Origin of the sequence: Amycolatopsis sp. NPDC059021, assembly GCF_042739895.1 — a bacterium.
GTDB lineage: Bacteria > Actinomycetota > Actinomycetes > Mycobacteriales > Pseudonocardiaceae > Amycolatopsis.
This window is the reverse complement of sequence record NZ_JBHYIQ010000054.1, coordinates 26,271-51,480: the sequence shown is the minus strand read 5'-3', so window position 1 is coordinate 51,480 and position 25,210 is coordinate 26,271. Positions and strand designations below refer to the sequence as shown.

The window sequence follows — 25,210 nt, the reverse complement described above, 5'->3', positions numbered from 1 at the left end:
CGGGGGCCGGGAGGTCATCCCGCGTTCGGCACCGCGGCCAGTGGCCTCGCCCGGACGAGCAGCTCGCGCATCCGCGGCGACGGCTCCACGCCGAGTTCGCGGTGCAGCAGCGACCGATAGCTTTCGTAGGTGAGGAGCGCTTCACTGTAGTTGCCTTCGGCGAGGTGAATTTCCATCAGCAGCCGTTGTGCGCTCTCCCGCAACGGTTCCGTGCGCATCGCCGCCAGCGCGGCCTCCACCGCGTCACCGTGGCGGCCCGTCTCCAGGTCGCGCACGGCCAGTGCTTCCAGCGCGTGCAGACGCAGCTGGCGTAACCGCTCCCGTTCGATGAGGACCCAGTCGTCGTACCAGCCGGGCAACAGCTCCCGCATGTCCCGGAACGCCCGGCCGCGGGTCTCGGTGTCCCTGGCACCCTCCGCCGAGACGAACCGGGCCGTCCTAATGAGTTCGTCGACGTCGACCCGGACCCACTCGTGCAGGCGGAGCGTCTCGCCCTCGGCGGCCACCATGGGGGCGCCGTGCTGGTGCAGCCGCCACAACGCGCTGCGCAGCCGCCCGGACGCCTTCTGCTCGTCGGACTCCGGCCACAGCGTGCCGACGGTTTGTGCTCGTGTCGCCTGCTGCCGCAGTCCCAGGAAGGCCAGCAGCCGCTGCTGTGTCCTGGGAACGGCGAGCCGCCTGCCGCCGCAGTCCAGGACGAACCCGTCCATCAGGGTCAGTCGTACCGTGCATTCCATGTCTCCCCCGCACGAGAACGCCTTCCCGCGAAGCGTCCTCCCGTGCGCGATCAGCATGCGCCGGAACCGGGCGGCGGGTCCCGGCCGAAAGGGCGGCTATGCAGGCACAGGTCGTGTCCGGTTGGGCCGTTCGGCCGTATCGGACAGCCCGGACGCCTCGTCGAAACCTAACCGGCTGGACCTGCGTGCAAGGCTCACGACTTCAGTGCTTCGATGATCAGGTCGCGAGAGTCGCCCTCGCTCAAGGCGCGTTTCGTGGCCAGGTGATGCGCTGAATCCCGGTAGCGGGTGACCGGTGCCTGCTCCGTGAGATAGGCGTCGGCGTAATGATGACCCAAAATGACGAGTGGACGGCGCTTCTCGAACTCGTAGACGGCGAACGGGGCGACGAGCGTAGGGTGCCAGTCATCGGTGGTGGGCGCGACCTGCACGGCGACGCGGTTATCGTCGATGAGGCCGACGAGGTGGCGGAGCTGTTCGTGCAGGACAGCGGCGCCGCAGAAACGGTGATGAAGCGCGGGTTCCCCGAGTAACACAGTGTAGCGGCTCGCGGTGTCGGGTCGGGTCAGGCGCAGCAGCGCCCCTTCGTCGACTTCGTCCGGAGTGAGCATTCCGGCGTCGAGCACTGCCCTGGCGTAGCCGGGGGTTTGCAGCGCGTCGGGCACGGTGGTGGGCGCCCATATGGTGATCGTGGCGGCGGCCTGCTCGCAGTCCAGACGGATATCGGGGTATCCGGGGCCGGGCTCCAGCCAGTTGGGGTCGGCGAGGTGCCGGGCCAACTCGACCAGCCTGCGGTATTCGGCACCGGTGACGCCGAGGTAGCCCAGGACACGGACGACGAATTCGACCTTGGGCCGTCGGGACGCGTGTTCCACAGTGGACACGGTGGCGGGTTCGATGTCCAGGGCCGCGGCGAGCGCACGGACGCCGACTTGGCGCTGGGTGCGGGCGGCCCGGAGGCCGAGCCCGAGCGCGATCGCCGCGGGAGTGGGATGCCGGGGCAACGGTTTTCCATCCATTGTGGACTCGGAGTTGGCGGGTCGAGTGGAATTCGGCCGCTGGTGCGCCAGATCGGCGGGGGAGAGAATCAGCCCGCTGCCGGAGTTGCTGAAAAGCCACCCTTCGGGCTGTCGTGGTTCGGGCATGGGCCTACCTTTCACGCTCGGATTCGTCGTTGCGCTCAGTGGTCGGCCAATCGGCCGACGGTGCTCGGCGCGCGTCGCCTTCGGCCACAGTGGACAAACGGTCGGCAATGGTTCCCAGCCGGCGCACCAGTTTTCGGTACAGAACCATCAGATGAGGCTGGGGGAGTTCACCTGCTCTCCATTCGTCGAGCCAGGTGTCGAGCCATAGGCGGGCCTCGCCGAGCAGATACCTGGTTTCGGAGCGGCGCCGGGCGTGTCGACGGGCCGTGTCGACGGTGGCGCGCATTGCGGCCAGCGTGTTCAAGGCGGCCTCGTCATCCGCCGAGTCAGGCTCGATGCGGGGTGGATGAGCCAGAGTCCAGCGCGCTCGTGCGAGCGTCATTGCGCGAAGCCGTCGTCGCCGCCGGAGACAACCGATCAAGGCGTCCACAACCTCGGCACGGTCGCCTTCACCAGCCGGGGTGCGCCCCGCGTTCCGGGCGAGGGCAGCGCGAGCAGGCCGTCGACCACTTCGGTGAGGGTGCCTTCCCGACGCCAGACGACACCACCGACGCCGTCGCACCGCAGCCCGGCGGCATCGGTGGTGAACCGGACCAGCACCGCGTCCGCGTTGTCGGAACCGGGCCAGGCACGCACACCACGGACCTCGGCCACCCGGCCCTCGTCGTCCAGGTCCGGCAGGAAGGCCCACCCCGCGTCCCGCAGGATGACCAGGCGGCCCAGCTCGGGAAACTCGGCCAGCGCGACGGCCTCTGCGCTTGTCACCATTTCCCCACCTCGCTGTTACGGCGTCGGACAGATCATCGGCCCCTGTTCTCCGGCACTGAGAGGTCGCAACAGTGCCGTTTCGAGCCGTTTGGGGGACATTGCGACCAGATGACGCCCTAACGGGGAAACGAGCTTCTACGGTGATGGTGGAATGCCACTGGAGGCACGATGTCGGAAACGCGTTCACGTTTGGCGCAGCACGTACAAGCCGCTCACTTGGCGCTTCGGGAGTTCTGTCAGGAGTTCCACGACGCCGGACTGGCGATCGGCGAAAACGCGCACGTATCCGAACGGCAGGCGAAGCGGTGGCTCGCGGGCGATGCCGAACTGCCTCGTGCTCAGGCCCGTCGCGTCCTGGAACATTGGTTCGGTGAGCCGATCACGGTCCTGTTCGGCCCGCCGCGCGGTGCCGGCCCGGCCATGGTGAGGACTACCCCGGAGGAACTGCTCATGACCACGGGACGCGAATCCGCCGAGCACGCTTTGCGTTCCGCCGCGTCGCTGGAGCCTGCCGCGCTGGAGGCTTTGCACGCCGAAGTGGCACGCCTGGCACGGGCCTACTACACCGCCGCGCCACTCACGCTGCTTGCCGAATTGGTCCGCCTCCGTGACACTGTTTACGGTCAGATAGAACGCACACACAAACCACGTCAACGAGCCGAGTTGTACATGCTCGCGGGCACGTTGTGTGGGCTGCTGTCCTCGATCGCGTTCGACCTCGGTCACAGGGACTCTGCAGAGGAACTTGCGCGAGCCGCCTACACCTATGGCTCCGTAATAGACCATCCGTCGTTGTGCACCTGGGCGCGAGCACTAACAATGTCGGTTCTGCTTTGGAGCGATCAGTATCGTGAGGTCGTCGCTGTCGCGACGAGGGCTGCAGAACTAGCGCCAGCGGGGACTTCGCGCGGCAGGTTATACGCGGTGCGAGCGCGGGCGCTCGCTCATCTTGGTGCCGCGCGCGAGGCAGCGGAAGACCTTGCCTTGAGCGCGATCGAGCTGGATCGAGCGGGTACCGATGAGCTTATGGATGGCATCGGTGGTGAACTCGGCTTCGACCGGACCCGCCGTGCCCTGTGTGCGGGATCAGCCTATGTGGCGCTTCATGATGGCGATCGCGGGCAGGCTGAGGCCGGAGCTGCTTTGCTGTCTTTCGCCGCGCAGCCGGACGGGTCACGATGGCGCGCGGGGGAACTGGCGGCGAGGGTCGACCTGTCCACCGCGCGTGCTCTCTCCGGTGATCTGGCTGGTGCCGAGCAAGCCTTGGGAGAAGTGCTCGTATTGCCTGCGGAACATCGCACGGAGGCATTGACGCAGCGCCTTGACTATCTCGGACGACTCGTGGGTGCGAAGTACCGCGGCGCGATCGAGGCCGGGCGCATCGGGGACGCTGTAGCGGACTTCACTGCTCACGCGTTGCCGCGGTCTACAGCCACTTTGGAGCTGCCAGCCCCACCCGCACTATCGAGTACCTAGGGATTCTTCGAATTCTTCGATGATTTCCGATTCTTTAGCTGAAGAGATGCCGAGTTCGGCCGCCCGATCGGACGCGACCAGTTTCCGGCCGCTGGCCAACCACGCGGCCGTGTCCTTCACCGTTGTCATGATCGGGCGAGTTGTGAGGCCAGCCTCGCGGGCGCGAGCCGAATCGACTCGCCACGCCCCGGCGTAGGTACGCCAAAGTGGCAACTCAGTCCACTGCCGGAGGTTCTGTTCCAGTAGGAAATCGTCCGGTACCCACACCAGGTCAGTGCCAGCAGGGGCGGGGGCGAATCGGGTACAGGCGGTCAGGAAGTCGCCCATCGTTTCCGTACCAGGCGCAGTCACGTTGAACGCTCCGGCCGGAGCGCGTAGCGCGAAAGCGGCAACATCACGAACGTCGATCGGCTGGATGACACGGTCCGGATGGCCGGGAGCGAGGACCCGGCCGCCTCGACGCATCCTTGCCAGCCACCAAGCGGTCCGGCCGACGTATTCACCCGGCCCCAGGATCACCCCAGGACGTAGCACCACCGAGCGGGACGTCCCGAACGTCTGGAGCACAGCGCGCTCGCACCCGGCTTTGCCGAACCCGTAGGTGGTCGGAGCGGGTTCACCGTCGTAGCCGGGATCGGGCCCCGCGTCCGGTTCGCACTCCAGTACCGCCGACTCCTCGGTCAGCGGCCGCCAAGGCCAGTCCGCGTAGGCCGACACCGACGAGACAACCACGTATCGCTGCGTGACTGGTTCAAGAGCACGTGCCGCTGCCAGCGTCTCTCGTGGTGTGAACGCGAGGTTGTCGACCACCGCGTCGAACGGTCCCGTCTCGGCCAGCCGTACGAGATCTCGCGGGTCCGCGTAGTCACCGTGCACCACCCGCACGCCGTCAGGATCTTGCCCGGATTCGGCGCGGCCTCGCCGGAAGATGGTCACCTCCCATCCGGTCTCCAAGGCGGAGGCGACGACAGCGCGACCCAGGAACCACGAACCGCCGAAGAGCAGCAACCGAGGCATGACCCCATCCTGGCGCATCACATCGTCCGTGTCGATCTCACACCGGGCCGGCTCGCGAAAATCCAGTCTGGACGGTCGGCGCGGATGCTGATAGGTCTTTGCACGTGACCATGGACGCGATCGACCTGCACTGCATCAATTCCTGGGAGGCGTCCTTTCTCCGTGACGAGGTGGGCGGCTATTTCGCCCACGGCGTCGAGTTCGCGCCAGGTGCGACCGTGCTCGACGTCGGCGCCAACATCGGCGTCTTCTCCGCCGCCGTCTACGAGCGGTTGAACGGCGATGTGCGGATCTACGCCTTCGAGCCGCTGCCTCCGCTGTACGCGACGCTCGAACGCAACGCTCGCGAGTTCTTCGACGGACGCCTGACCGCGCTGCCTTACGGGCTGGCTTCCGGCGACGACGAGCTCGATTTCAGCTATTTTCCGGCTGCCACGATCTTTTCGTCGTCCTTGCGGAACCAGGAGAACATCGAGGCCGAGCGGCAGCGGGTCACCGCGAGCATCGTCGAGATGATCCGCCGGGGCGGCTTGGGGCCGGTACCACGCCGCGTGCCCGCTTCCGTCCTGCGCGCTCTCGTCGGCCGCAAGCTGCGGGTGATGCGGCGGCTGGAGACACACCACGTGCGGGTCAGACCACTGTCCTCAGTGCTCGACGAGCAGGGCATCGATCAGGTCGACCTGCTCAAGATCGATGTCGAAGGTGCCGAACTCGACGTACTTCGGGGCATCGAGCAACGACATTGGCCGCTGATCCGGCAGGCTGTGGTCGAAGTCGAAGGCTGGCAGGAGCACCGCGACACCGTCCTCGACATCTTCGCGGCGCACGGCTTCACGGTCCGCGCGGAGCAGGATCCGGTGCAGCGGGCCGCCGACATCGGAATGGTGTTCGCGATCCGCTAGCCCGCACTGCCGGGAGAACTCGTTTACGTCCGTGCTCAGCGACACCGCCTCATCCCAACGTGTCATGGACCAGCGCTGAGCGGGCTGCCACTGTTGACAACCATGCTGCTCTGGATCTACGACGTCCCGAACTGGCTGCTTTTCCTGATCATCGTTTCGGGGACGTTGGCTGTGGGATGGGTCGCGGTGTGCGTGCTCAGGCCGGTCATGGGCAGGCTGTTCGGGGACCGGGACGAGCGCAACACCATGGTCGACCTGGTGCTGACGGGAACCGGGCTGTTCTACGGGCTGTTGCTCGGCCTCATCGCCGCGGCCGCCTACACCACCTTTTCGGAGGCGCAGGCCACCGCGGACAAGGAGGCAAGCACGGTCGCGGCGCTTTACCGGGATGCGTCCGCCTACCCGGAGCCGGTACGCAGCGTGCTCCGGGGACAGCTCGAGGAGTACGTCGACTACGTCATCGACGAGGCCTGGCCCCAGCAACGAAGGGGTCAGGTTCCCACCGGCGGAATCGAAAAGGCCACCGCGATCCTGAACACGCTGGCCACCTTCCAGCCGGCCAATCCGGGGCAAGCGGCTTTCCACAGTGAAACGCTGAGGCAGTACAACAACTTTGTCGAAGCGCGGCGCGCTCGCCTCACCGCGGTGACCGCGGGACTGCCCCCGTCGCTATGGTGGGTGTTGATCATCGGCGCCCTCATCAACCTCGTGCTCATGTCGATGCTCGGCGTCAGACGCCTGCTCGCCCACTTGCTCGTCGCCGGGCTCTTCGCGATCTTCGTGGGAATGATGCTCTTCCTGATCGTCTCGTTGGACAACCCGTTCCTCGGCCACTACAGCGTCGACTCCAGCGGGCTCGAACTTCTGCGCGACACCGTGCTCCGCCGCTAAGCGGTCCGTGCCGAATGCCTCGAGTACGCGGGTCTCCAGAGTCCCGGGAACAGCGGACGCCAGTAGAGGACCGTCCGATACCTCCTCCGGAACGGCGCGCTCATGAGCTTCAGCGAGTCGGCCGCGACGTGCGACGGGTGCACGCCATGAGGCGGTCGAGGGTGCGGCGCCCCATCCGGCTCATGGCCGGGTTGCTGTCGGCGTAGTACCAGACGAGTCCCATCGCCTGCTGGAACGCCCATGCCTTGCCGCGTTCCCATTCCAGATCGTCGCAGCCGAGGTCGTCCCGGAAAGCCCGCCGGGGGCCGTCGTCGAGCAGGTGCCAGGCGCCCACCAGGTCCAGGGCCGGGTCCGCGGGGCCCAGGCCGCCGACGTCGAGGATCCCGGCCAGGCGTCCGCCGGACACCAGGACGTTGCCGGGGATCAGGTCGGTGTGGCACATGACGTCGGCGGTCGCGGCCCGCGGCAGGTCCCGCATCGCGGCCCACATCCGGCGAAGCCGCGGAACGTCCAGGAGGTGCTCGCTGCGCGCGAAACAGGTCCGCATCCAGTCGTCGTGGGTGCGCAGGTCCCCGCCCCGGCCTCGCCCGCCGAAGGTGCGCCCGCGGGTGTCGATCGCGCGTACTCCGGCGACGAATTCGGCGAGGTCGTGTCCAAAAGCGACGGACGCGCCCGGGTCCTGTTCGGCGGCCACGACGCCGGGTAGCCAGGTTTGCACCGACCAGGGGAGGGGGTAGCTGGCGCCGGGTTCGCCCAGCGCCAGTGGCTCGGGTGTCGGGAACCGCGTGCGGCCCGCCAGTTCGCGGGCCGCTGCCGCCTCTGCCTCCAGCGAGGCCCGAACCGCGCCGATTTCCTTGGCCTGTAATGGAAATCTGGCCGCGATCCGGTCGCCGATCCGGAAGATGGCGTTGACCGTCCCCACGGAGTCGACCGCCGTGATCGGGAGGTTCCGCCACTCGGGGAACTGCTCGTCGACCAGCGAACGCACCGTCTCCGGCGACACGGACAGCTGATGAGTGTGCATCTCCACAGCGACAGCGTGGTGCTTCCCGATCATCGGCCGCAAACGATTTTGTCTCACTCGCCGTGCTTCACCGCGGCGACGCGGCGAGGTCTCCGGCACTGTCGATTACCTTGCCCGGGAATCGATCCGCCGGAGACCTCGCTCGGTCGGTCAGCGAAACGTCATTGCCGGATCACGGCTCAGTAGAGGCTGCATCCGGACGGCACGCCATCCAGCCAGCCCTGGTCGACAATGCGAATCTTCGACCAGTCGAAATGGTACTTGTCGAAGGTGGCCGGGCTGCTGATCCACATCTTGAGGCCGTTGCTGATCAGGAAGGTGGCGTCGGTGTTGGGACCCTTCCCCAGTGCGGCGCCGTCGGACAGATCGCCGCCACGTGGAATGTTGTTCACATTGGTTGTCGCTATTCCGTTCCAGTCGGCGAAAATGTTGTCATAGGTGGCCGGGCCCGGGATCCATCTTCGCGTACCGCACAACACCAGGTATACCGCCGGATCGTCGGCCGCCTTGACCCGGTACCCGTCCCATCCCGACTGAACTCCAGGCGACGAGTGGCCCGAAGGTGTTACGGCCTGCGCGGGTCCGGCGGACAGAGTGATCGCGCCGAGTAGCGTCAAGGCGAGCGCGCCGAAACGAACTCGCCGAGCAAATGTGAGCATGTTACCCCTTGAGTCATCTTCCCCGAGATCGAAATTGATCCGAATGGTCCAGACGTGTGCCCCTGAATGAACTCGAGGGCGCTCCGCGAAGACCTGCCTTAGACGCTAGCGCCAGATCGGCCCCCGGCCTTGTAAAAATGCGAAGCACGGGTGCTGGCTGTGTGAAGATCGTTGTGGGAGCCTGCGAGGACGGGTTTTGCCGGGGATCGTGTGGGTGGTTGATACCAGGGGGCGGGGAGTCGATGCGGGACCGGGGAACCGTCATGGCCGCTTACCGGACACAGATCGGGCCTCGTGAGGTGGTGTGGGGGACACCGCCTGCGGCGTTGCGGGACATGGTCGCCGGATATGCCGGCTACCGGAGTTTCAGTCCGCGTCCGGTCGTGCGCCGGTTGTTCCCGCGCGGGTTCGTGGTGGTGCTGTTCGACTTCGAGTCGCCGCAGCGCTGGCTGCGCGGCGGACAGCAACCGCTGCCCGGCCTGGCCATCCCGGTGCTCGGCCTGCACGACCGGGTCGTCCGGTTCGCTCAGGCGGGAAAACACAGCGGCGTCGCGGTGGGGCTGTCCCCGAGAGCCGCGTTCAGGCTGCTGGACGTCGAGATGACCGAACTCGCGAATAGGCGGGGTGATCTGGCCGACCTGCTGGGCCGTCCGGCGCTCGAGGTCGTCGAGCGGCTCGCGGAGGCCGTGGACTGGCCGTCCCGGTTCACCGTCCTGGACCGGTTCCTGCTCGGCGCGCTACGGGGGCTGCCGGGCGAAGACATGGCGGACGCCGCCTGGCAACGCCTCCAGCGAGCCGACGGCGCGATCTCCATCACCACCCTGGCCGACGAGCTCTGCGTCAGTACCCGCACCCTGGAGCTTCGCTTCCGGACGCGGATCGGGGTGTCCCCGAAGAACGCGGCACGGATCCTGCGCTTCCAGCACGCCGTGCGCCTGCTCGATCGGGACCTCCCGGGCGGGCTGTCCTCGATCGCGCATGAGTGTGGGTACACGGATCACGCACATTTCGCCAAAGAGGTCCGGGCGATGGCCGGATGCACGCCTACTCAGCTGCGCGCCACGCTCCGGCAGCGTTGAAGGAAGACGCCTCGTCGAGACGCCGGTCATGCGCGGCGAGCTCGACCACTCTTCCAGGGACAGCGAAAAGCCCTGGCAGTCCGAGGAATGCCAGGGCTTTTCGCACGAGTGAAACGCCTAAGCGGTCGGCGGCTGGTAGACCTTGGTGAGCTTTCCGGCCGCGGTGCGATCGAGCAGCCACAGGGTCCGCCGGTGCCCGCGCGCGCCGGCCACCGGGAGCTGGACCTCGCCCGCTCCGGCGAGGGCCAGCGCCACCGCGTCGGCCTTCGCCTCGCCCGCGGTCATCAGCCACACGTCGCGCGAGCGGCGGATGGCGGGCAGGGTCAGCGAAACCCGGGTCGGCGGCGGCTTGGGGCAGTTCCGGACCGCCACCACCGAGCGCTCGGACTCGTGGACCGCGGGCGACTCCGGGAACACCGACGCGGTGTGCCCCTCACCGCCCAGGCCCAGCAGCATGATGTCGAACGACGGGACGTCGCCGTGGTCCTCCGGGCCCGCGTTGGCCGCGAGCACCTCGGCGTAGGCGGCGGCAGCACTGTCCACGTCATCACCGAATTCGCCGTCCGACGCCACCATCGCGTGCACCCGCTTCGGGTCGAGCGGGACGTGGTCGAGCAGGGCCTCGCGAGCCTGCTTCTCGTTCCGCTCGTCCGAATCCGCCGGGACGAACCGCTCGTCGCCCCAGTAGACGTCCAGGCGCGACCAGTCGATCGCGTCCCTGGCCGCCGAGTTCCGCAATTCCTTCAGCACCGCGATGCCGGTCCCGCCGCCGGTGAGCACCACCGACGCGGACCCCTTGGCCGCCTGGACATCCACGAGCCGCGTGACGAGCCTGGCCGCCGCGGCGGCGGCGAGCAGATCGGCGTTGGCGTAGACGACGACCTCGGTCTTGCTCATGCGGTCGCCTCGCTCCGCGAGACAGTGTTCGATTCCTTTTGGCGCATGATTTCCATGATTCGCTCGCAAGCGTCGCTCATGAACCGGCCTTCCCCGCCGTCGCCTTCTTCTTCGCCGCGGTGGACGCGGCGGGCTTCGCGGCCGCTTTGCCGCTCGTCCCCGCCGAGAACTTGCCGAGGCCCTTCAGCGCGGCCTCGTACACCTCGTCGGTGTCGAGCCTGCGCAGCTCCTCGACCAGGCAGTCCGGCGTGTCCCGCCGCTGCAGCGAGATCCGCCGCGTCGGCTGGCCCGGCTGGGTCAGCGTGCCCGTGCGGCCGTCCGGGCGGTGCAGCACCACCGCGCCCGAGCGGCGTTCCAGCGACACCGAGATGATGCCCTGCGCGCTGGAGCTCTTGACCCGCTTCACCGGCACCTTGAGGTACTCGGCGAGCCAGCCCGCGAGCAATTCCGTCGACGGTGAGTCCGCCTCGCCGGTCACCGTGGCACCGGTGACCTTTTCGTACGGCGGAAGGTCCAAAGCGGACACCAGCTGGGCACGCCAGCGGGTGAGCCTGGTCCATGCCAGGTCCGTGTCACCATCCACATAGGACTTCGCGCGGGTGGTGAGCGCGCGGACCGGGTTCTTCTCCGCCGCCGAGTCGGTGATCCGGCGCTGCGCCAGCTCGCCGAGCGGATCCTTGGCGGGCGACTTCGGGCCGGCGCCCGGCCACCAGGTCACGATCGGCGCGTCCGGCAGCAGCAACGGAACCACCGCGCTCTGCCCCTGCGAGGCCAGCGGCCCGTAGAGGCGCAGCACGATGACCTCGCTGGCACCGGCGTCCCCGCCGACCCGGATCTGGCCGTCGATCCGCGGGGCCGCCGTGCGCGCGCCCTTGGCCACCACGATCACCCGCGACGGGTGCTCGCGGCTGGCCTCGTTCGCCGCCTCGATGGCCTCTTCCAGCTTGTCGTCGTCGTCCGCGACGATCACCAGCGTCAGCACGCGGCCGAGCGCGACCTGGCCGCCGCGTTCCCGGATCTCGACGATCTTCTTGTTCAGCTGCGACGTCGTGGTGGACGGCAAATCGACAATCACGGTCGCCTCCAGTTCCGGCCGGTGCGCTCCATCATCTGGTCGGCCGAAGGCGGACCCCACGTCCCCGGCGGATACTGCTCCGGCGCCGTCCCCTGCTTCGCCCAGTGGTTGATGATCGGGTCGAGGATCTCCCAGGAGAGCTCGACCTCTTCGTTCACCGGGAACAGCGAAGGCTCGCCGAGCAGCACGTCGAGGATCAGCCGCTCGTAGGCCTCGGGCGAGGACTCGGTGAACGCGTGCCCGTACCCGAAGTCCATCGTGACGTCGCGGACCTCCATCGTGGTCCCCGGCACCTTCGACCCGAACCGCAGCGTGATGCCCTCGTCCGGCTGCACCCGGATCACCAGCGCGTTCTGCCCCAGTTCCTCGGTCGAGGTCGAATCGAACGGCAGATGCGGCGCCCGCTTGAACACCACGGCGATCTCGGTGACGCGGCGGCCGAGCCGCTTGCCGGTGCGCAGGTAGAACGGAACCCCCGCCCAGCGGCGGTTCTTCACTTCCAGCGTCACCGCGGCGTAGGTCTCGGTCGTCGAATCCTTCGCGAAACCGGCCTCCTGCAACAGGCCCGGCACCTTCGTGCCGCCCTGCCAGCCCCCGGCGTACTGCCCGCGCGCGGTGGTCTGGTCGAACGGGCCGACCGGCTCGGTCGCGGACAGCACCTTGATCTTCTCCGACCGCAGCGCCCTCGGCTCGAACGACAGCGGCTCCTCCATCGCGGTGAAGGCGAGCAACTGCAGCAGGTGGTTCTGGATGACGTCGCGCGCGGCGCCGATGCCGTCGTAGTACCCCGCGCGGCCGCCGAGGCCGATGTCCTCGGCCATGGTGATCTGCACGTGGTCGACGTAGTTCGCGTTCCAGATCGGCTCGAACAGTTGATTCGCGAACCGCAGCGCCAGGATGTTCTGCACCGTCTCCTTGCCGAGGTAGTGGTCGATGCGGAACACCGACTCCTCGGGGAAGACGTCGTTCACGATCCCGTTGAGCTCCCTGGCGCTCTTCAGGTCGTGCCCGAACGGCTTCTCGATGACCACGCGGCGCCAGGTGTCGGCGTCGGCGTTGGCCAGCCCGGACCGGGCCAGCTGCTTGGTGACCACCGGGAACGCGCTCGGCGGGATCGACAGGTAGAACGCGGTGTTGCCGCCGGTGCCGCGTTCGGCGTCGAGCTCACGGACCGTCTCGGCGAGCCGGTCGAAGGCGTTGTCGTCGTCGAACGTGCCCTGCACGAACCGGATGCCTTCGGCGAGCCGGTTCCACACCGACTCGCGGAAGGGCGTCCGCGCGTGCTCCCGCACCGAATCGTGCACCAGCTCGCCGAAGTCCTGGTGCTCCCAGTCCCGCCGGGCGAACCCGACGAGGGAGAACCCGGCGGGCAGCAGGCCGCGGTGGGCCAGGTCGTAGATCGCGGGCATCAGCTTCTTGCGGGCCAGGTCGCCGGTGACGCCGAAGATCACCAGGCTGGACGGCCCGGCGATCCGGGGGAGCCGCTTGTCCCTCGGATCGCGCAGCGGGTTCTTCCAGTTCACTCCCCGGCCTCCTGTACCGCCCGGACCAGTTCGGCAAGGCCCGCGGCGCGGTCGGTCAGATGCAGGCGCAGCACCGGGCGGCCGTGCTCGGCGAGCACCTGCCCGTCACCGAGCGCCTGCGCGTGCTGCAGCTGCCCCAGCGTGTAGGGCCGCTCCGGCACCGCCAGGTCCTCGGCGACCGCGCCGGTGATCTGCAGGAACACGCCGTTCTGGTGCCCGCCCTTGTGGTACTGGCCGGTCGAGTGCAGGAACCGGGGGCCCCAGCCGAACGTCGTCTGCAGCCCTGTGCGCTTGGCGACCTCGGGCCGCAGCAACGCCGTCGACGCGTCGTCGAGGCGGTCCAGGTAGGCCTGCACCGCGACGTAGCCGGCCTCCGGCGCCGAAGCGAAGAACGCGCGGAGCACTTCGCCCAGCTTTCCTTCGGTGGCAACACCTTCCGAGCCGAAGATCTCCACCGCGCCGTCCACATTGGACGCCGTCTCACCGCCGGACAGCTTCGCCGGGTCGTCCAGCAGCGCACGCGCCGCCTTCTTCGCCGCCTCGACGTCGGGCTGGTCGAACGGGTTGATCCCGATCAGCCGTCCCGCGAGCGCGGTGGCGAACTCCCACAGCAGGAACTGCCCGCCCAGCGGGCCCGAGGTGGCGACCTTCGCGGCGCCCGCGGCCGGGCCGACCGCCACCGGGGTGGCGTCGGACTTCGCGTCGGCGAAGCCGGGGGCTTCGACGTTCTCGACCGCGACCGGCAGCAGCCCGGTGCCGAGCTTGCCGGTCGACTCCGCGATCAGCTGCTCGGCCCAGTCCGGGAAACCGTTGATCCCGGAACCGGTGTCGGCCAGCACGACCTTCTCGGCGCCGGCCGCGTGCGCGGCGGCCCAGGCGGCGGCGAGCCGGATCGCCGGGTTGTCCGCCGAGTCCGACGCGAGCTGCTCGGCCGCCGCGGCGGCCTGGTCGAGCAGCCGCGCGACGTCCACCCCGGCCAGCCCGGCGGGCACCAGCCCGAACGCGGTGAGCGCCGAGTAGCGGCCGCCGACGTGCGGGTCGGCGAGGAAGGTCTTGCGGTAACCCTCCTTTTCGGACAGTTCGGCCAGCGGCGAGCCCGGGTCGGTGACGACCACGATCCGCCGCGCCGCGTCGATCCCCGCCTCGGCGAAGGCTTTCGCGAAGATCCGCCGGTGGCTGTCGGTCTCCACGGTGCCGCCGGACTTCGACGACACCACGATGACCGTGCGCTGCAGATCCCCGGCGAGCGCGTCGGCGACCTGGCCCGGGTCCGTGGTGTCGAGCACCGTCAGCGCGACGCCTTCGGTCGCGGTGATCACCTCGGGGGCGAGCGAGGAGCCGCCCATCCCGGCGAGGACCACCCTGTCGACACCCTCGGACCGCAGCTCGGCGAGCAGTGTCTCGATCTCCCCGATCAGCGGCCGCGACGTCTTGTGCAGCGACGTCCACGACAGCCGGATCGACGCCTCCGGCTCCGCGTCCGCGCCCCACAGGGTCGCGTCCTGTGCGGCGAGCTTCGAGGCGGCCTTGTCCGCCACGAGCTGCTCGACCAGGGGTGCCGCCTTGTCCGCCAGTTCGGCGTCGACGATCTCGACGCCGGTCACATCCCCTGCCATCGTGCTGTTCAGCCCTTCGCCTTGGCCAGCTGTCCGGTGACGGTGTCCAGCAGCTCCTGCCAGGACTTCTCGAACTTCTCCACGCCCTCTTCCTCGAGGACCCGGAAGACGTCCGGGATGTCGATGCCCGCAGCGGAAAGCTTGTCGAACACCTCCTGCGCCTGCGCGCCCTTGCCGGTCACCTTGTCGCCTTCGATCTCGGCGTGGTCGGCGACCGCGTCGAGGGTCTTCTCCGGCATGGTGTTCACCGTGTCGCCCACGACGAGCTGGTCGACGTAGCGAGTGTCCGAATAGGACGGATCCTTGACCCCGGTGGAGGCCCACAGCGGACGCTGCGCGTGGGCGCCCTCGGCGGCCAGCGCCGACCAGCGGTCCGAGGTGAACAGCTTCTCGAACGCGGCGTAGGCGAGCAGCGCGTTGGCGATCGCCGCCTGGCCGCGCAGCGCCTTGGCCTCGTCGGTGCCGATCTTCTCGAGCCGCTTGTCGATCTCGGTGTCCACACGGGACACGAAGAACGAGGCGACCGAGTGGATGCCCTTGAGGTCGTGGCCGTTGGCCTTCGCCTGCTCCAGCCCGGCGAAGAAGGCGTTGATGACCGCCTCGTAGCGCTCGACGGAGAAGATCAGCGTGACGTTGACGCTGATGCCCTCGGCGAGCGTCGCGGTGATCGCGGGCAGGCCCTCTTCGGTGGCCGGGATCTTGATCAGCACGTTCGGCCGGTCCACGGTCTTCCACAGGTCCTTGGCCTCGGCCACCGTCTTCGCGGTGTCCTTGGCCAGGCGCGGGTCGACCTCGATGGACACCCGGCCGTCGACGCCGTTCGTGGCGTTGTAGACGTCGCGGAACAGGTCGGCCGCGTTGCGGACGTCGGTGGTGGTCAGCTCGCGGACCGTGCCGTCCAGGTCGGCGCCGCGGGCGGCGAGGTCACGGACCTGCGCGTCGTAGGCCTCGCCCTTGGACAGCGCGTTGGCGAAGATCGTCGGGTTCGTGGTCACGCCGACGACGTGCTTGTCGCGGATGAGCCCGGCGAGGTTGCCCGAGTCCAGGCGCTCGCGCGAGAGGTCGTCCAGCCAGATGGAAACACCGGCTTCCGACAGTTGCGCGAGCCGATCAGTGGTGCTCATGACTGTTGTTCATCCCCTTCGGAAAAATCAGGCGTTCTTGGCTTTGGCGAGGGAACGGCGGGCCGCGTCGACGACGGCCTCGGCGGTGAAACCGAACTCGCGGAACAGGGTCGCGGCGTCGGCCGAGGCGCCGAAGTGCTCGATCGACACGTTCTCACCGGCGTCGCCGGTGAACCGGATCCACGACTGGGCCACCCCGGCTTCGACCGAAACGCGGGCCTTGACCGACGGCGGGATGACCGCGTCCTTGTAGGACTGCTCCTGCTTGTCGAACCACTCGACACACGGCATCGAGACGACGCTCGCCGGGATGCCCTCGGCCTCCAGGGTTTCGCGGGCCTTGACGGCCAGCTGCACCTCGGAACCGGTCGCGATCAGCACGACCTCCGGGGCGCCGTTGGACGCCTCGGCCAGCACGTAGCCGCCCTTCTTCACACCCTCGGCGTTGGTTCCCTCCAGCACCGGCACGTTCTGCCGGGTCAGCGCGATCCCGGACGGGTGCTCGACGTCTTCGAGCACGGCCTTCCACGCGTAGGCGGTCTCGTTGGCGTCCGCCGGGCGGACGACGTTGAGGCCGGGGATCGCGCGTAGCGCGGAAAGCTGTTCGATCGGCTGGTGCGTCGGGCCGTCCTCGCCGAGGCCGATCGAGTCGTGCGTCCACACGTAGGTGACCGGCAGGCCCATGAGCGCGGCGAGCCGGACCGGCGGGCGCATGTAGTCGGAGAAGATGAGGAACGTCGCGCCGTAGGGCCGCGTGCCGCCGTGCAGCGCGATGCCGTTGAGGATCGAGCCCATCGCGTGCTCGCGGATGCCGAAGTGCAGCGTCCGGCCGTACGGGCTGGTCTTCCACATGTCGGTGCCGGCCTCGGCCGGGCCGAACGAGTCGGCGCCCTTCATCGTGGTGTTGTTGCTCTCCGCCAGGTCCGCGGAGCCGCCCCACAGCTCGGGCAGCGGCTCGGCGAGCGCGTTGAGCACCTCACCGGAGGCCTTGCGGGTCGCGATGCCCTTGGCGTCCGGCTCCCACGACGGCAGCTTCCCGGCGAAGCCCTCGGGCAGCGCGCGGGTGGCGAGCCGGTCGAACAGCGCCTTGCGCTCCGGGTTCGCCGAGGCCCAGACGTCGAACTTCTCCTGCCACGCGGCGCGCGCGGCCTTGCCGCGGTCGAGCGCCTGGCGGGTGTGCGTGATGACCTCGTCGTCGACCTGGAAGTTCCGCTCCGGGTCGAAGCCGAGGATCTTCTTGACCGCCGCGACCTCTTCGGCGCCGAGCGCGGCGCCGTGTGCCTTGCCGGTGTTCATCTTCGTCGGCGCCGGGTAGCCGATGACCGTCTTCAGCGCGATGAACGACGGACGCGCCGTCTCGGCCTTCGCGGCGGCGATGGCGGCCTCGATCGCGACGACGTCCTCGCCGCCCTCGACCGTCTGCACGTGCCAGCCGTAGGCCTCGTACCGCGCGGCGACATCCTCCGAGAGGGCGATGTTCGTGTCGTCCTCGATGGAGATCTTGTTGTCGTCGTAGAAGACGATCAGGTTGCCCAGCTGCTGGCGTCCCGCGATCGACGACGCCTCGGAGGTGACGCCCTCCTCGATGTCGCCGTCGGAGGCGATCACGTAGACGAAGTGGTCGAAAACGCTCTCACCGGGCGCGGTGTCCGGGTCGAACAGGCCGCGCTCGCGGCGGGCGGCCATCGCCATGCCGACCGCGTTGGCCAGGCCCTGGCCGAGCGGGCCGGTGGTGGTCTCGACACCCTTGGTGTGGTGGTACTCCGGGTGACCCGGCGTCAGCGAGCCCCACTTGCGCAGCTGCTTGAGGTCCTCCAGTTCCAGGCCGAAGCCGGCGAGGTACAGCTGGATGTAGAGGGTCAGGCTGGAGTGCCCGGCCGACAGTACGAAGCGGTCGCGCCCGGCCCAGTGCGGGTCCGCGGGGTCGTGGCGCAGCGTGCGCTGGAACAGCGTGTAGGCCAGCGGCGCCAGGCTCATCGCGGTGCCGGGGTGCCCGCTGCCACAGTTCTCCACCGCGTCCGCGGCGAGCACCCGGACGGTGTCCACGGCGCGAGTGTCGGTTTCGGTCCAGTCGGCTGGCACGGCACGCCGGAGGAGGGGGTTGTTCTCGCTGGTGGAGGCGGTTACGGACACTGAGATCGAACTCCTCGTCATGAGGTTGTGCTGGTTTCCGGTACTTCGCTGGTGCCTGGCGTGCTGCCTATCTATCTCAATCGATCCGGAAGAGACGATATTCCTGCTGGCAGCCTCGCGCAGGGCAGGACGCGGGCCCTCGCCGCCAGCCTAGTGGTTCGCCTCCGGCGGGACCCGCGATCACCCACGGGAACCAGCACGTCTAACATCGTTCGAGGGTTCAACCAGGCAGCTGTTCCGGGCACCACTCCCGGAGCCGGTGACCCGCCCGACCTGACACAGGGAGTGAAATGTCGTTGGTGAACGCTGCGCACGGACGCAGTGACGACACCAGCGCCGTGCACCCGACCGGTGAACGACGGCCAGGGGGCCGCCGGACCATCCGGCAGGTCGTCGGCGCCTATGCCGCGCTCGCCAAGCCGCGGGTCATCGAACTCCTTCTGGTGACCACGATTCCCGCGATGTTCCTCGCCGGCCGCGAGATCCCGTCGCCGTGGCTGGTGCTCGCCACGCTGCTCGGCGGGACGATGGCCGCGGGCAGCGCGAACGCGCTCAACTGCGTCATCGACGCCGACATCGACAAGGTGATGAACCGCACGAAGCGGCGTCCCCTTGTCAAGGATTCGGTGCCCCGGCGCAACGCGCTGATCTTCGGGTTGGTGCTCGGTGTCGCGTCGGCCGCCGTGCTGTATCTCACGGTGAACCTGCTCTCGGCGATCCTCGCGATCGCGACGATCCTCTTCTACATCTTCGTCTACACCCTCGGCCTCAAGCGGCGGACTTCACAGAACGTCGTCTGGGGCGGCGCCGCGGGCTGCATGCCGGTGGTGATCGGCTGGGCCGCGGTGACCGGCACCGTGCAGTGGCCCGCGTTCGTGATGTTCGGCGTCATCTTCTTCTGGACGCCGCCGCACACCTGGGCGCTGGGCATGAAGTACCGCGAGGACTACGAACGCGCCGGGGTCCCGATGCTGCCGGTGGTCGCCACCGAACAGCACGTCGCCCGCCAGATCGTCATCTACTCGTGGGTGATGGTGGCCTGGACACTGTTGCTGCTCCCGGTGACGTCGTGGCTGTACGCGACGTTCGCGGTGCTGGCCGGTGCCTGGTTCCTCTTCTACGCGCACCGGCTGCAGGCCGCCGTCCGCCGCGGCGAGCAGACCAAGCCGATGTCGTTGTTCCACCGCTCCAACACGTATCTGATGATCGTGTTCGTGGCGCTGGCCGTCGACTCCGCCATCGGCCTCCCGGTCCTGGGCCTGCCCTTCTGATTCTTCGTGGTCCGTGGGGGCCTCCTTGAGGGACTCTGGATCCCTCGGGGAGGCCCCCACGGACTTTGGGCGGGAGTTCCGAACGGTGCGTTCGGGAGTTGCGGGCCCGAGTCATGTCGCGAACGACGCGTTGCGGACGTTCAACGTCCCGAATGGAGCTTTCGGGACATGGCTCGACCACGGTGATGCCTCCAGCAGGGCTGATTTGTCACCGCCCGTGGCCCGTGCGGATACGACCCGGGGCGTTGCTGATTCGGATTCACCGTCCGTATGGTCGCGTCAGGTGTCGGACAGCGAGCGGAGCGTGTGGGGGTGGACTCGACGACCCGGCTGGTCACATCGATGGTGAGAACGTCGTGGTGAGCACTGCCGACGAGGCGGACCAACTCGTGGAGCGCCTGCGGTCACCGCGAGCCGGTATCGCGAAAGTCTGGGGACCGGATATCAGGCAGGACGTCTGGACTGGTCAGCTTCTTCACGTCGGTGTGCACGGGAGCTTCGCCTACATCTCCTACACCTCGGACTCGGTGGGAGTGGATTTGTCACTGTTGGCGGCGCCACGCGGATACCTTTGAGTAATCGGACCATTACTCGGCGGGGTGGAATGATGGCGCGGAGCAGGCACCCGAAGAAACAAGTCGAAGAAGCGCTGAGCCGAGCTGAGGAGGAACAGCTCAAGGTCGAGCAGAACAGGAAGCGCGGCCACAAGTGGGGCGACGTCGGGTGCCAAGACACAAGCCATCGAAAGCAGTCGGTATGGTCGACTCCGAGGATCCCGGGCAACCACGCGAAGGACATCGACAAGTACACCGACGGGCACAAGGACCCCAGGAGCTAGCGAGTGTCCTACACGTTCAGGGTTCTTCTCGACCGCGTTCCCACGGACGATGAGATCGAGGCGGGGATGCGCACCCCCACCGGGGTGTCCGGCCTCGACTACGACCCTCCGTCCGCCTCCATGTCTGTGTCCGCTGATGAGGCGTCCTCCTGGACCGAAGCTTTCGCCAAGGGCGTCGCCGAGGTTCAGGAGCTGGGCGTGCGGGTAATCGGATTCGCGCACGACCCTGAAGACGACTACGTCGACGAGGAAGACCTGGCGATGCGTTTCGGTATTAGCGAGCGGTATGTGCTGGAACTTGCCACCGACCTGGTCGGCCCCGGCGGCTTCCCGTCGCGCGTCAAGGACCGCCACGGCGACCCGTTGGAGTACTGGCGCTGGGGGCCGGTCCGGGAGTGGTTCCGCGAGCATTTCGGTGACGACGTCGCCGACCGGTTCGACCGTGAGATCGACGCCGCGGACCGGGCGATCAAAGTCGCGCCGGGTAGGTAGCGAACACCCCGCGCCGGTTCTTCACCGGAACGCCGTCAGGTGGCGGCGAGGTCTTGGGCGGCCTGGGTGATGGCGGCGGCGAGAGCTGTCTGGAGCTCGGCGATGTCGCGGCGGGAGAACATGAAGATCTCCTTTTCCGGGCTCACGATCGCGAGTTCCCCGTTGTTCGCCTCGACCGAGCAGACGCGCAAGCGCAGGTTGGCGTCCGTGCAGCGGACGAACCACTCGCGTTGAGGTGCGTCCAGGGTGAACACCGAAAGGTCACTGGTCATGGCTGCCCTTGTCGTCGTGGTCCGATGATCGCCAAGTATTGACGTGCATCAGATTTACTAGCAATCCCTCAATGGAGTGAGAGTGCTGGCGATATCGACTGCGGCGGGGTTGACTCTAGACCAGTCGATTACGGAGGTGTGCAGTGGCTCGTCGAGCGGGTCCGTCGGTGAAGTCGCGGCGGATGGCGATCCTGTTGCGGCGGCTGCGGGCGGCCACCGGGCTGAGCGCCGCCGAGGTGAGCAGGCAGACGGAGCTGTCGGCGAGCAAGGTCAACCGGATGGAGAACGCCGAGATCGGCTTCTACATGGACGATCTGGAGAAGCTCCTCGACTTCTACCGCGTGTCGGCGAAGCGCCGCGTCGAGATCATGGACATCGCCCGCCACGCCGAGCAGCGCGGCTGGCTGCGGATGAACACCCCGAACCTGCCCCAAGATTGGCAGACCTGGGTCGACTTCGAAGCCGAGGCCAGCGGTGTGTACCAGTTCGCGCCGCTGATGATCCCGGGGCTGCTGCAAACTCCGGAATATGCGAAGGCGATCATCGAGGCCACCGGGCACGGGCTCTCGAACGACGAGGTGGACGCGTTAGTAGCCAGCCGGATGGCCCGCCAGAGCTTGCTGTCGAAGTCGAAACCCTTGGAACTCAAGGTGATTCTTGATGCGGGAGCGCTTGATCGCCCGTTCGGCACGCGTGGGGCGCTGGCTCGTCAGCTGCGTGGTCTGGTCGACAGTGCCAGTCAGGATCACATCTCGATCCAGATCTTGCCGACCGAGGCAGGTCTGCATCCCGGCCTTGTCGGATCATTCATCGTCCTGGAGTACGACGCCGAGGCAAGTCTGGTGTTGCTGGAGAACAAGGTGTCCAGCCTCTTCCTGGACGAGCCGGAGCACATCGAGGTCTATACGGAGGCATGGAAGACGCTCGCCGACCTGGCTCACGGTCCGGAAGAGTCTGTGGAGTTGATCGCAGCCGCCGCCAAACGGATTTCCTGAGCCAGCGTGGGACAATGGCTCCATGAGTCCGAACGAACTCGCCGGTCCCCACTGGTTCAAGAGCAGCTACAGCGCTGATTCGGCCAACTGTGTCGAGGTCGCGTTCCTCGGCTGGAGTAAGAGCAGCTACAGCAACAACACTGCCAACTGTGTCGAGGTCGCCTTCGGTGAGGCGGTGGTCGGTGTCCGGGATTCCAAGGCCCCGGCCCTGCCCGCGCTCACCGTCCCGGCCGCCGCCTGGTCCGCCCTGGTTTGTGAGCTGAACGATTAGTACCGAAGCAGAACTCGCCCGCGAGCAGGACTACGTCACCACCCTCTACCGCAAGCTCGACGCCGAACGCGCCGACGCGCAGCGCAGGCTCGACGAGACGCTCCGCCAGACCGGCGGCACGCCGCAAGCCCGCACCGAGCGCGACGTCGCGACGACGGTGTACACCGATCGCCTGGCGCAGCTCGGTTCCGTCGAGCAGGGGCTCTGCTTCGGGCGGCTCGATTTCCTGCCGGGCCACACCGAAGAGACGACGTACATCGGCAGGCTCGGCCTGTTCGACGAGGACGACGACTACAAGCCGCTGCTGGTCGACTGGCGGGCGCCGGTCGCGCGGCCGTTCTACCTGGCGACCGCGGCGTCCCCCGAAGGGGTCCGGCGGCGCAGGCACATCCGGTCGCTGAGCCGCAAGGTCACCGGCCTCGACGACGAGATCCTCGATCTCACCGCCGCCGACCAGGGCCAGGATCTCGGCCTGGCGGGCGAGGCCGCGTTGCTGGCCGCGCTCGAACAGCGCCGCACGGGTGAGATGAGCGACATCGTCGCGACGATCCAGGCCGAGCAGGACCGGATCATCCGCGCGCCGCTGGGCGGGGTGATGGTCGTCCAGGGCGGGCCCGGCACCGGCAAGACCGCCGTCGCCCTGCACCGCGCCGCGTACCTGCTCTACACGCACCGCCAGCAGCTCACCACGCGCGGCGTCCTCGTGGTCGGGCCGAACAGCACGTTTTTGCGCTACATCGGCCAAGTCCTGCCGTCGCTGGGGGAGACCGGCGTGCTGCTCGCCACCGTCGGCCAGCTCTACCCCGGGCTGGACGCGGTCGGCACGGAATCCCGCGAGGCCGCCGAAATCAAGGGCCGGATCGTCATGGCGGACGTGCTGGCCAACGCCGTCCGCGACCGTCAGCGGGTCCCGGAACCCGTGCTGGAGATCGAGTACGAGCACGACGTGCTGCGGCTGGACCGCAAGACCTGTGTGGACGCGCGGACGCGGGCCCGCCGCTCGCGCCGTCCGCACAACCTCGCGCGACGGCTGTTCGTGTCCGACGTCCTCGACGCGCTGACCCGCCAGGCCGCGAGGAGGCTGGGGGAGGACCTGCTCGATGCACGTGACGTCCAGGACATCCGCGCGGAACTGGCCGCGGACGCGAACATCGCGGCGGCACTGGATTCGCTGTGGCCGACCCTCACCCCGGAAGGTGTGCTCGACGACCTGTTCGCCGACCGCGAACGCCTCGACAGCGCGGCGTCGAAGCTGCTGACGGCGGAGGAACGCGCGCAGCTGGAGAGCGGCCGGGACGCCCAGTGGACCCCGGCCGACGTCCCGCTCCTGGACGAACTGGCCGAGCTGCTCGGCGAGGACGACACCGAGGCCCGCGTCGAACGCAAGCGCCGCGAGCGCGAGGATCGCGCGTACGCCGAGGGCGTGCTGGACATCCTCGAACAGGACGAGGAAATCATCGACGAGGAACTGCTGCGGGTGTCGGACGTGCTCGACGCCGAGCTGTTCGCCGAGCGGCAGCAGGCCCGCAGCGAGCTGACCGCCGCCCAGCGCGCCGCGCAGGACCGGACCTGGACCTTCGGGCACGTCATCATCGACGAGGCGCAGGAACTGTCCGCCATGGACTGGCGGCTGCTCATGCGCCGCTCGCCCAACCGCTCGATGACACTGGTCGGCGACGTCGCGCAGACCGGCGCCGCCGGCGGCGCACGCACCTGGGACGAGGTGCTCTCGCCGTACGTCGCGGATCGCTGGCGGCTGGAACAGCTCACCGTGAACTACCGCACGCCCGCCGAGATCATGGCCGTCGCGGCACGCGTGCTGGCCGAGGTCGACCCCGCGCTGGAAGCGCCGTCTTCCGTGCGGGAGAGCGGAATCCCGCCGTGGTCGGTGACTCCGGAGGACATCGACGCCGAACTGCCCGGCCTCGTCGGCGCCGAACTGTCCGCTGTGGACGGTGGGACGGTGGTCGTGCTCACCCCGGCCTCGCGGCTCGACGACGTCCGCGCGCTGCTCTCCGATACCGGCGACCGCGTGAGCGTGCTCACCGTGGAGCGGGCGAAGGGCCTGGAGTTCGACGCCGTGCTGTTGCTCGCGCCGGACGAGATCGTCGCGGACTCGCCGCGCGGCCTCAACGACCTCTACGTCGCGCTCACCCGGGCGACCCGGCGGCTCGGCGTGATCTCCACCGGTTCGACGGTTCCGGCACTCTCCGTGCTTGGCTAAGGTGCCCGGCATGCAGAAAATCGGCAAGATCGCCGCGATGGGCGCCGCCATGGTCATGACCGCCCTCGCACTGACCGCGTGCGGTCAGAAGGACACCCCGGCCGCCGCGAGCCGCGAGTGCACCGCGGACGACGTCAAGACCACCGGGAAGTTCGGCGAAGCGCCGACGATCACCATTCCGGGCGACTGCACTCCGCCGAAGAAGCTGATCACCAAGGACCTCTCGGAGGGCACCGGCGAGGGCGCGAAGCCCGGCCAGCAGCTGGAGATGAACTACACGCTGGTCACCTGGTCGGACAAGCAGAAGCTGGACAGCTCCTTCGACCGCGGCAAGACCTTCCCGCTGCCGCTGGGTGCCGGCAAGGTGATCCAGGGCTGGGACCAGGGCCTGGTCGGCATCAAACAGGGCGCGCGGCGTCTGCTGATCATCCCGCCCGACCTCGGCTACGGTCAGGGCGGCCAGGGCATCAAGCCCAACGAGACCCTCGTTTTCGTCACCGACGCCGTCAAGGTCTCCGGCGACTCGGGTCCGTGATGCCCAGTCCGTGAATGCCACATTGGGGTTCTCTCGGTAGGTGCGGGGGCGCGGTGAAGGGGTCCTTCGCGGCGTTGGGCGCTGTGAAGGGGGCCTTCATGGCACTGAGCGCCGGTAAGGAGGCCTTCACGGCATGCGGTGGGTTCGGGGCGTGCGTGGGGGGGGGGGCCGGCGGGTTCGGGCTGGAGCTGGCGGTTCTACGCCGGTCCAAGCCCCCGCGGGCTGGGCCCAGCGCCGGGCGCCGCC

25 protein-coding genes are annotated in these 25,210 nt (G+C 68.3%); 11 read left to right on the top strand and 14 right to left on the bottom strand.

Features of this window, described 5'->3' with window-relative positions:
* Nucleotides 1-14: 14 nt before the first annotated feature.
* The 4 genes from ACFWX1_RS28415 to ACFWX1_RS28400 all read right to left on the bottom strand — a co-directional run bounded on the left by ACFWX1_RS28415 (nucleotide 15) and on the right by ACFWX1_RS28400 (nucleotide 2,650).
* Nucleotides 15-710 carry a BTAD domain-containing putative transcriptional regulator gene (locus ACFWX1_RS28415; RefSeq protein ID WP_378392371.1) on the bottom strand — a complete coding sequence of 232 codons (696 nt, stop codon included), beginning with the start codon at nucleotides 708-710 and terminating at the stop codon, nucleotides 15-17.
* A gap of 221 nt (nucleotides 711-931) precedes the next feature.
* A complete protein-coding gene (locus ACFWX1_RS28410) occupies nucleotides 932-1,882 on the bottom strand; it encodes a helix-turn-helix domain-containing protein (RefSeq protein WP_378392369.1) in 951 nt (316 codons plus the stop codon).
* Nucleotides 1,883-1,886: 4 nt separating this feature from the next.
* The gene (locus ACFWX1_RS28405) at nucleotides 1,887-2,186 is read right to left on the bottom strand and encodes a hypothetical protein (protein ID WP_378392367.1); all 300 of its coding nucleotides are present in this window, start codon (nucleotides 2,184-2,186) and stop codon (nucleotides 1,887-1,889) included.
* 113 nt (nucleotides 2,187-2,299) lie between these two features.
* A complete protein-coding gene (locus ACFWX1_RS28400) occupies nucleotides 2,300-2,650 on the bottom strand; it encodes a hypothetical protein (protein WP_378392365.1) in 351 nt (116 codons plus the stop codon).
* A 168-nt stretch (nucleotides 2,651-2,818) separates the two neighbouring features.
* Here ACFWX1_RS28400 and ACFWX1_RS28395 point away from each other — a divergent pair, with 168 nt between their 5' ends.
* On the top strand, nucleotides 2,819-4,126 hold the full coding sequence (locus ACFWX1_RS28395) for a hypothetical protein (protein WP_378392363.1): 1,308 nt from the start codon (nucleotides 2,819-2,821) through the stop codon (nucleotides 4,124-4,126).
* Here the strand turns inward: ACFWX1_RS28395 and ACFWX1_RS28390 are convergent.
* Nucleotides 4,112-5,143 carry an NAD-dependent epimerase/dehydratase family protein gene (locus tag ACFWX1_RS28390; RefSeq protein ID WP_378392362.1) on the bottom strand — a complete coding sequence of 344 codons (1,032 nt, stop codon included), beginning with the start codon at nucleotides 5,141-5,143 and terminating at the stop codon, nucleotides 4,112-4,114. The genes ACFWX1_RS28395 and ACFWX1_RS28390 overlap by 15 nt on opposite strands.
* A gap of 110 nt (nucleotides 5,144-5,253) precedes the next feature.
* On the opposite strand from ACFWX1_RS28390, the gene ACFWX1_RS28385 reads away from it, so the two are divergent.
* A complete protein-coding gene (locus ACFWX1_RS28385) occupies nucleotides 5,254-6,045 on the top strand; it encodes an FkbM family methyltransferase (RefSeq protein ID WP_378392403.1) in 792 nt (263 codons plus the stop codon).
* A 102-nt stretch (nucleotides 6,046-6,147) separates the two neighbouring features.
* Entirely contained in the window at nucleotides 6,148-6,936 is a 789-nt protein-coding gene (locus tag ACFWX1_RS28380) for a DUF4239 domain-containing protein (RefSeq protein WP_378392360.1), read from the top strand.
* Between the two features lie 109 nt (nucleotides 6,937-7,045).
* On the opposite strand, the gene ACFWX1_RS28375 is transcribed toward ACFWX1_RS28380, so the two are convergent.
* Both ACFWX1_RS28375 and ACFWX1_RS28370 read right to left on the bottom strand, forming a co-directional pair.
* On the bottom strand, nucleotides 7,046-7,960 hold the full coding sequence (locus ACFWX1_RS28375) for a phosphotransferase (protein WP_378392401.1): 915 nt from the start codon (nucleotides 7,958-7,960) through the stop codon (nucleotides 7,046-7,048).
* Nucleotides 7,961-8,139: 179 nt separating this feature from the next.
* Nucleotides 8,140-8,619, bottom strand: coding sequence for a hypothetical protein (locus tag ACFWX1_RS28370; RefSeq protein ID WP_378392358.1), 480 nt, complete (start codon nucleotides 8,617-8,619; stop codon nucleotides 8,140-8,142).
* A 263-nt stretch (nucleotides 8,620-8,882) separates the two neighbouring features.
* Here ACFWX1_RS28370 and ACFWX1_RS28365 point away from each other — a divergent pair, with 263 nt between their 5' ends.
* Nucleotides 8,883-9,698, top strand: coding sequence for a helix-turn-helix domain-containing protein (locus tag ACFWX1_RS28365; protein WP_378392356.1), 816 nt, complete (start codon nucleotides 8,883-8,885; stop codon nucleotides 9,696-9,698).
* Between the two features lie 117 nt (nucleotides 9,699-9,815).
* On the opposite strand, the gene pgl is transcribed toward ACFWX1_RS28365, so the two are convergent.
* The 6 genes from pgl to tkt form a co-directional block, all read right to left on the bottom strand.
* The gene (gene pgl, locus ACFWX1_RS28360) at nucleotides 9,816-10,595 is read right to left on the bottom strand and encodes a 6-phosphogluconolactonase (RefSeq protein WP_378392354.1); all 780 of its coding nucleotides are present in this window, start codon (nucleotides 10,593-10,595) and stop codon (nucleotides 9,816-9,818) included.
* A 76-nt stretch (nucleotides 10,596-10,671) separates the two neighbouring features.
* Nucleotides 10,672-11,670 carry a glucose-6-phosphate dehydrogenase assembly protein OpcA gene (opcA, locus tag ACFWX1_RS28355; RefSeq protein WP_378392352.1) on the bottom strand — a complete coding sequence of 333 codons (999 nt, stop codon included), beginning with the start codon at nucleotides 11,668-11,670 and terminating at the stop codon, nucleotides 10,672-10,674.
* The gene (gene zwf, locus ACFWX1_RS28350; RefSeq protein WP_378392350.1) at nucleotides 11,667-13,193 is read right to left on the bottom strand and encodes a glucose-6-phosphate dehydrogenase; all 1,527 of its coding nucleotides are present in this window, start codon (nucleotides 13,191-13,193) and stop codon (nucleotides 11,667-11,669) included. The genes opcA and zwf overlap by 4 nt, the downstream gene beginning before the upstream one ends.
* Entirely contained in the window at nucleotides 13,190-14,809 is a 1,620-nt protein-coding gene (locus tag ACFWX1_RS28345) for a glucose-6-phosphate isomerase (RefSeq protein WP_378392348.1), read from the bottom strand. Before ACFWX1_RS28345 ends, zwf begins: the two co-directional genes overlap by 4 nt.
* Before the next feature lie 8 nt (nucleotides 14,810-14,817).
* Nucleotides 14,818-15,933, bottom strand: a complete 1,116-nt coding sequence (gene tal / locus ACFWX1_RS28340; protein ID WP_378392346.1) for a transaldolase — start codon at nucleotides 15,931-15,933, stop codon at nucleotides 14,818-14,820.
* Nucleotides 15,934-15,960: 27 nt separating this feature from the next.
* Nucleotides 15,961-18,066 (bottom strand): transketolase, encoded by a 2,106-nt coding sequence (tkt, locus tag ACFWX1_RS28335; RefSeq protein ID WP_378392344.1) that lies wholly within the window; start codon nucleotides 18,064-18,066, stop codon nucleotides 15,961-15,963.
* A 290-nt stretch (nucleotides 18,067-18,356) separates the two neighbouring features.
* On the opposite strand from tkt, the gene ACFWX1_RS28330 reads away from it, so the two are divergent.
* The 3 genes from ACFWX1_RS28330 (at nucleotide 18,357) to ACFWX1_RS28320 (ending at nucleotide 20,667) form a co-directional block, all read left to right on the top strand.
* Nucleotides 18,357-19,337, top strand: coding sequence for a heme o synthase (locus ACFWX1_RS28330; protein ID WP_378392342.1), 981 nt, complete (start codon nucleotides 18,357-18,359; stop codon nucleotides 19,335-19,337).
* A 113-nt stretch (nucleotides 19,338-19,450) separates the two neighbouring features.
* The gene (locus ACFWX1_RS28325) at nucleotides 19,451-19,912 is read left to right on the top strand and encodes an Imm1 family immunity protein (RefSeq protein WP_378392340.1); all 462 of its coding nucleotides are present in this window, start codon (nucleotides 19,451-19,453) and stop codon (nucleotides 19,910-19,912) included.
* Nucleotides 19,913-20,241: 329 nt separating this feature from the next.
* A complete protein-coding gene (locus tag ACFWX1_RS28320; RefSeq protein ID WP_378392338.1) occupies nucleotides 20,242-20,667 on the top strand; it encodes a hypothetical protein in 426 nt (141 codons plus the stop codon).
* A gap of 35 nt (nucleotides 20,668-20,702) precedes the next feature.
* On the opposite strand, the gene ACFWX1_RS28315 is transcribed toward ACFWX1_RS28320, so the two are convergent.
* Nucleotides 20,703-20,939, bottom strand: coding sequence for a hypothetical protein (locus ACFWX1_RS28315; RefSeq protein WP_378392336.1), 237 nt, complete (start codon nucleotides 20,937-20,939; stop codon nucleotides 20,703-20,705).
* Nucleotides 20,940-21,121: 182 nt separating this feature from the next.
* Between ACFWX1_RS28315 and ACFWX1_RS28310 the strand changes: the two genes are divergently transcribed.
* Genes ACFWX1_RS28310 through ACFWX1_RS28295 form a run of 4 tightly spaced genes read left to right on the top strand, consistent with a single transcriptional unit; the run spans nucleotide 21,122 to nucleotide 24,964 of the window.
* A complete protein-coding gene (locus tag ACFWX1_RS28310; RefSeq protein ID WP_378392334.1) occupies nucleotides 21,122-21,934 on the top strand; it encodes a helix-turn-helix domain-containing protein in 813 nt (270 codons plus the stop codon).
* 22 nt (nucleotides 21,935-21,956) lie between these two features.
* Nucleotides 21,957-22,205, top strand: coding sequence for a DUF397 domain-containing protein (locus tag ACFWX1_RS28305; RefSeq protein WP_378392332.1), 249 nt, complete (start codon nucleotides 21,957-21,959; stop codon nucleotides 22,203-22,205).
* Nucleotides 22,201-24,429, top strand: a complete 2,229-nt coding sequence (locus ACFWX1_RS28300) for a HelD family protein (protein ID WP_378392399.1) — start codon at nucleotides 22,201-22,203, stop codon at nucleotides 24,427-24,429. The genes ACFWX1_RS28305 and ACFWX1_RS28300 overlap by 5 nt, the downstream gene beginning before the upstream one ends.
* Before the next feature lie 10 nt (nucleotides 24,430-24,439).
* On the top strand, nucleotides 24,440-24,964 hold the full coding sequence (locus ACFWX1_RS28295) for an FKBP-type peptidyl-prolyl cis-trans isomerase (RefSeq protein WP_378392330.1): 525 nt from the start codon (nucleotides 24,440-24,442) through the stop codon (nucleotides 24,962-24,964).
* Nucleotides 24,965-25,210: the final 246 nt, after the last annotated feature.

What these genes read in the sequence shown, in the direction of transcription:
- ACFWX1_RS28385 (WP_378392403.1), top strand. Translation starts at nt 5,254, where the DNA reads ATGGACGCGATCGACCTGCACTGCATCAATTCCTGGGAGGCGTCCTTT.
- ACFWX1_RS28410 (WP_378392369.1), bottom strand. Translation starts at nt 1,882, where the DNA reads ATGCCCGAACCACGACAGCCCGAAGGGTGGCTTTTCAGCAACTCCGGC.
- ACFWX1_RS28415 (WP_378392371.1), bottom strand. Translation starts at nt 710, where the DNA reads ATGGACGGGTTCGTCCTGGACTGCGGCGGCAGGCGGCTCGCCGTTCCC.
- pgl (WP_378392354.1), bottom strand. Translation starts at nt 10,595, where the DNA reads ATGAGCAAGACCGAGGTCGTCGTCTACGCCAACGCCGATCTGCTCGCC.
- ACFWX1_RS28345 (WP_378392348.1), bottom strand. Translation starts at nt 14,809, where the DNA reads ATGGCAGGGGATGTGACCGGCGTCGAGATCGTCGACGCCGAACTGGCG.
- ACFWX1_RS28330 (WP_378392342.1), top strand. Translation starts at nt 18,357, where the DNA reads ATGTCGTTGGTGAACGCTGCGCACGGACGCAGTGACGACACCAGCGCC.
- ACFWX1_RS28390 (WP_378392362.1), bottom strand. Translation starts at nt 5,143, where the DNA reads ATGCCTCGGTTGCTGCTCTTCGGCGGTTCGTGGTTCCTGGGTCGCGCT.
- ACFWX1_RS28380 (WP_378392360.1), top strand. Translation starts at nt 6,148, where the DNA reads ATGCTGCTCTGGATCTACGACGTCCCGAACTGGCTGCTTTTCCTGATC.
- ACFWX1_RS28395 (WP_378392363.1), top strand. Translation starts at nt 2,819, where the DNA reads ATGTCGGAAACGCGTTCACGTTTGGCGCAGCACGTACAAGCCGCTCAC.
- ACFWX1_RS28305 (WP_378392332.1), top strand. Translation starts at nt 21,957, where the DNA reads ATGAGTCCGAACGAACTCGCCGGTCCCCACTGGTTCAAGAGCAGCTAC.
- ACFWX1_RS28375 (WP_378392401.1), bottom strand. Translation starts at nt 7,960, where the DNA reads ATGCACACTCATCAGCTGTCCGTGTCGCCGGAGACGGTGCGTTCGCTG.
- ACFWX1_RS28320 (WP_378392338.1), top strand. Translation starts at nt 20,242, where the DNA reads ATGCGCACCCCCACCGGGGTGTCCGGCCTCGACTACGACCCTCCGTCC.
- ACFWX1_RS28295 (WP_378392330.1), top strand. Translation starts at nt 24,440, where the DNA reads ATGCAGAAAATCGGCAAGATCGCCGCGATGGGCGCCGCCATGGTCATG.
- ACFWX1_RS28315 (WP_378392336.1), bottom strand. Translation starts at nt 20,939, where the DNA reads ATGACCAGTGACCTTTCGGTGTTCACCCTGGACGCACCTCAACGCGAG.
- ACFWX1_RS28325 (WP_378392340.1), top strand. Translation starts at nt 19,451, where the DNA reads ATGTCGCGAACGACGCGTTGCGGACGTTCAACGTCCCGAATGGAGCTT.
- ACFWX1_RS28400 (WP_378392365.1), bottom strand. Translation starts at nt 2,650, where the DNA reads ATGGTGACAAGCGCAGAGGCCGTCGCGCTGGCCGAGTTTCCCGAGCTG.
- tal (WP_378392346.1), bottom strand. Translation starts at nt 15,933, where the DNA reads ATGAGCACCACTGATCGGCTCGCGCAACTGTCGGAAGCCGGTGTTTCC.
- ACFWX1_RS28370 (WP_378392358.1), bottom strand. Translation starts at nt 8,619, where the DNA reads ATGCTCACATTTGCTCGGCGAGTTCGTTTCGGCGCGCTCGCCTTGACG.
- ACFWX1_RS28365 (WP_378392356.1), top strand. Translation starts at nt 8,883, where the DNA reads ATGGCCGCTTACCGGACACAGATCGGGCCTCGTGAGGTGGTGTGGGGG.
- ACFWX1_RS28310 (WP_378392334.1), top strand. Translation starts at nt 21,122, where the DNA reads ATGGCGATCCTGTTGCGGCGGCTGCGGGCGGCCACCGGGCTGAGCGCC.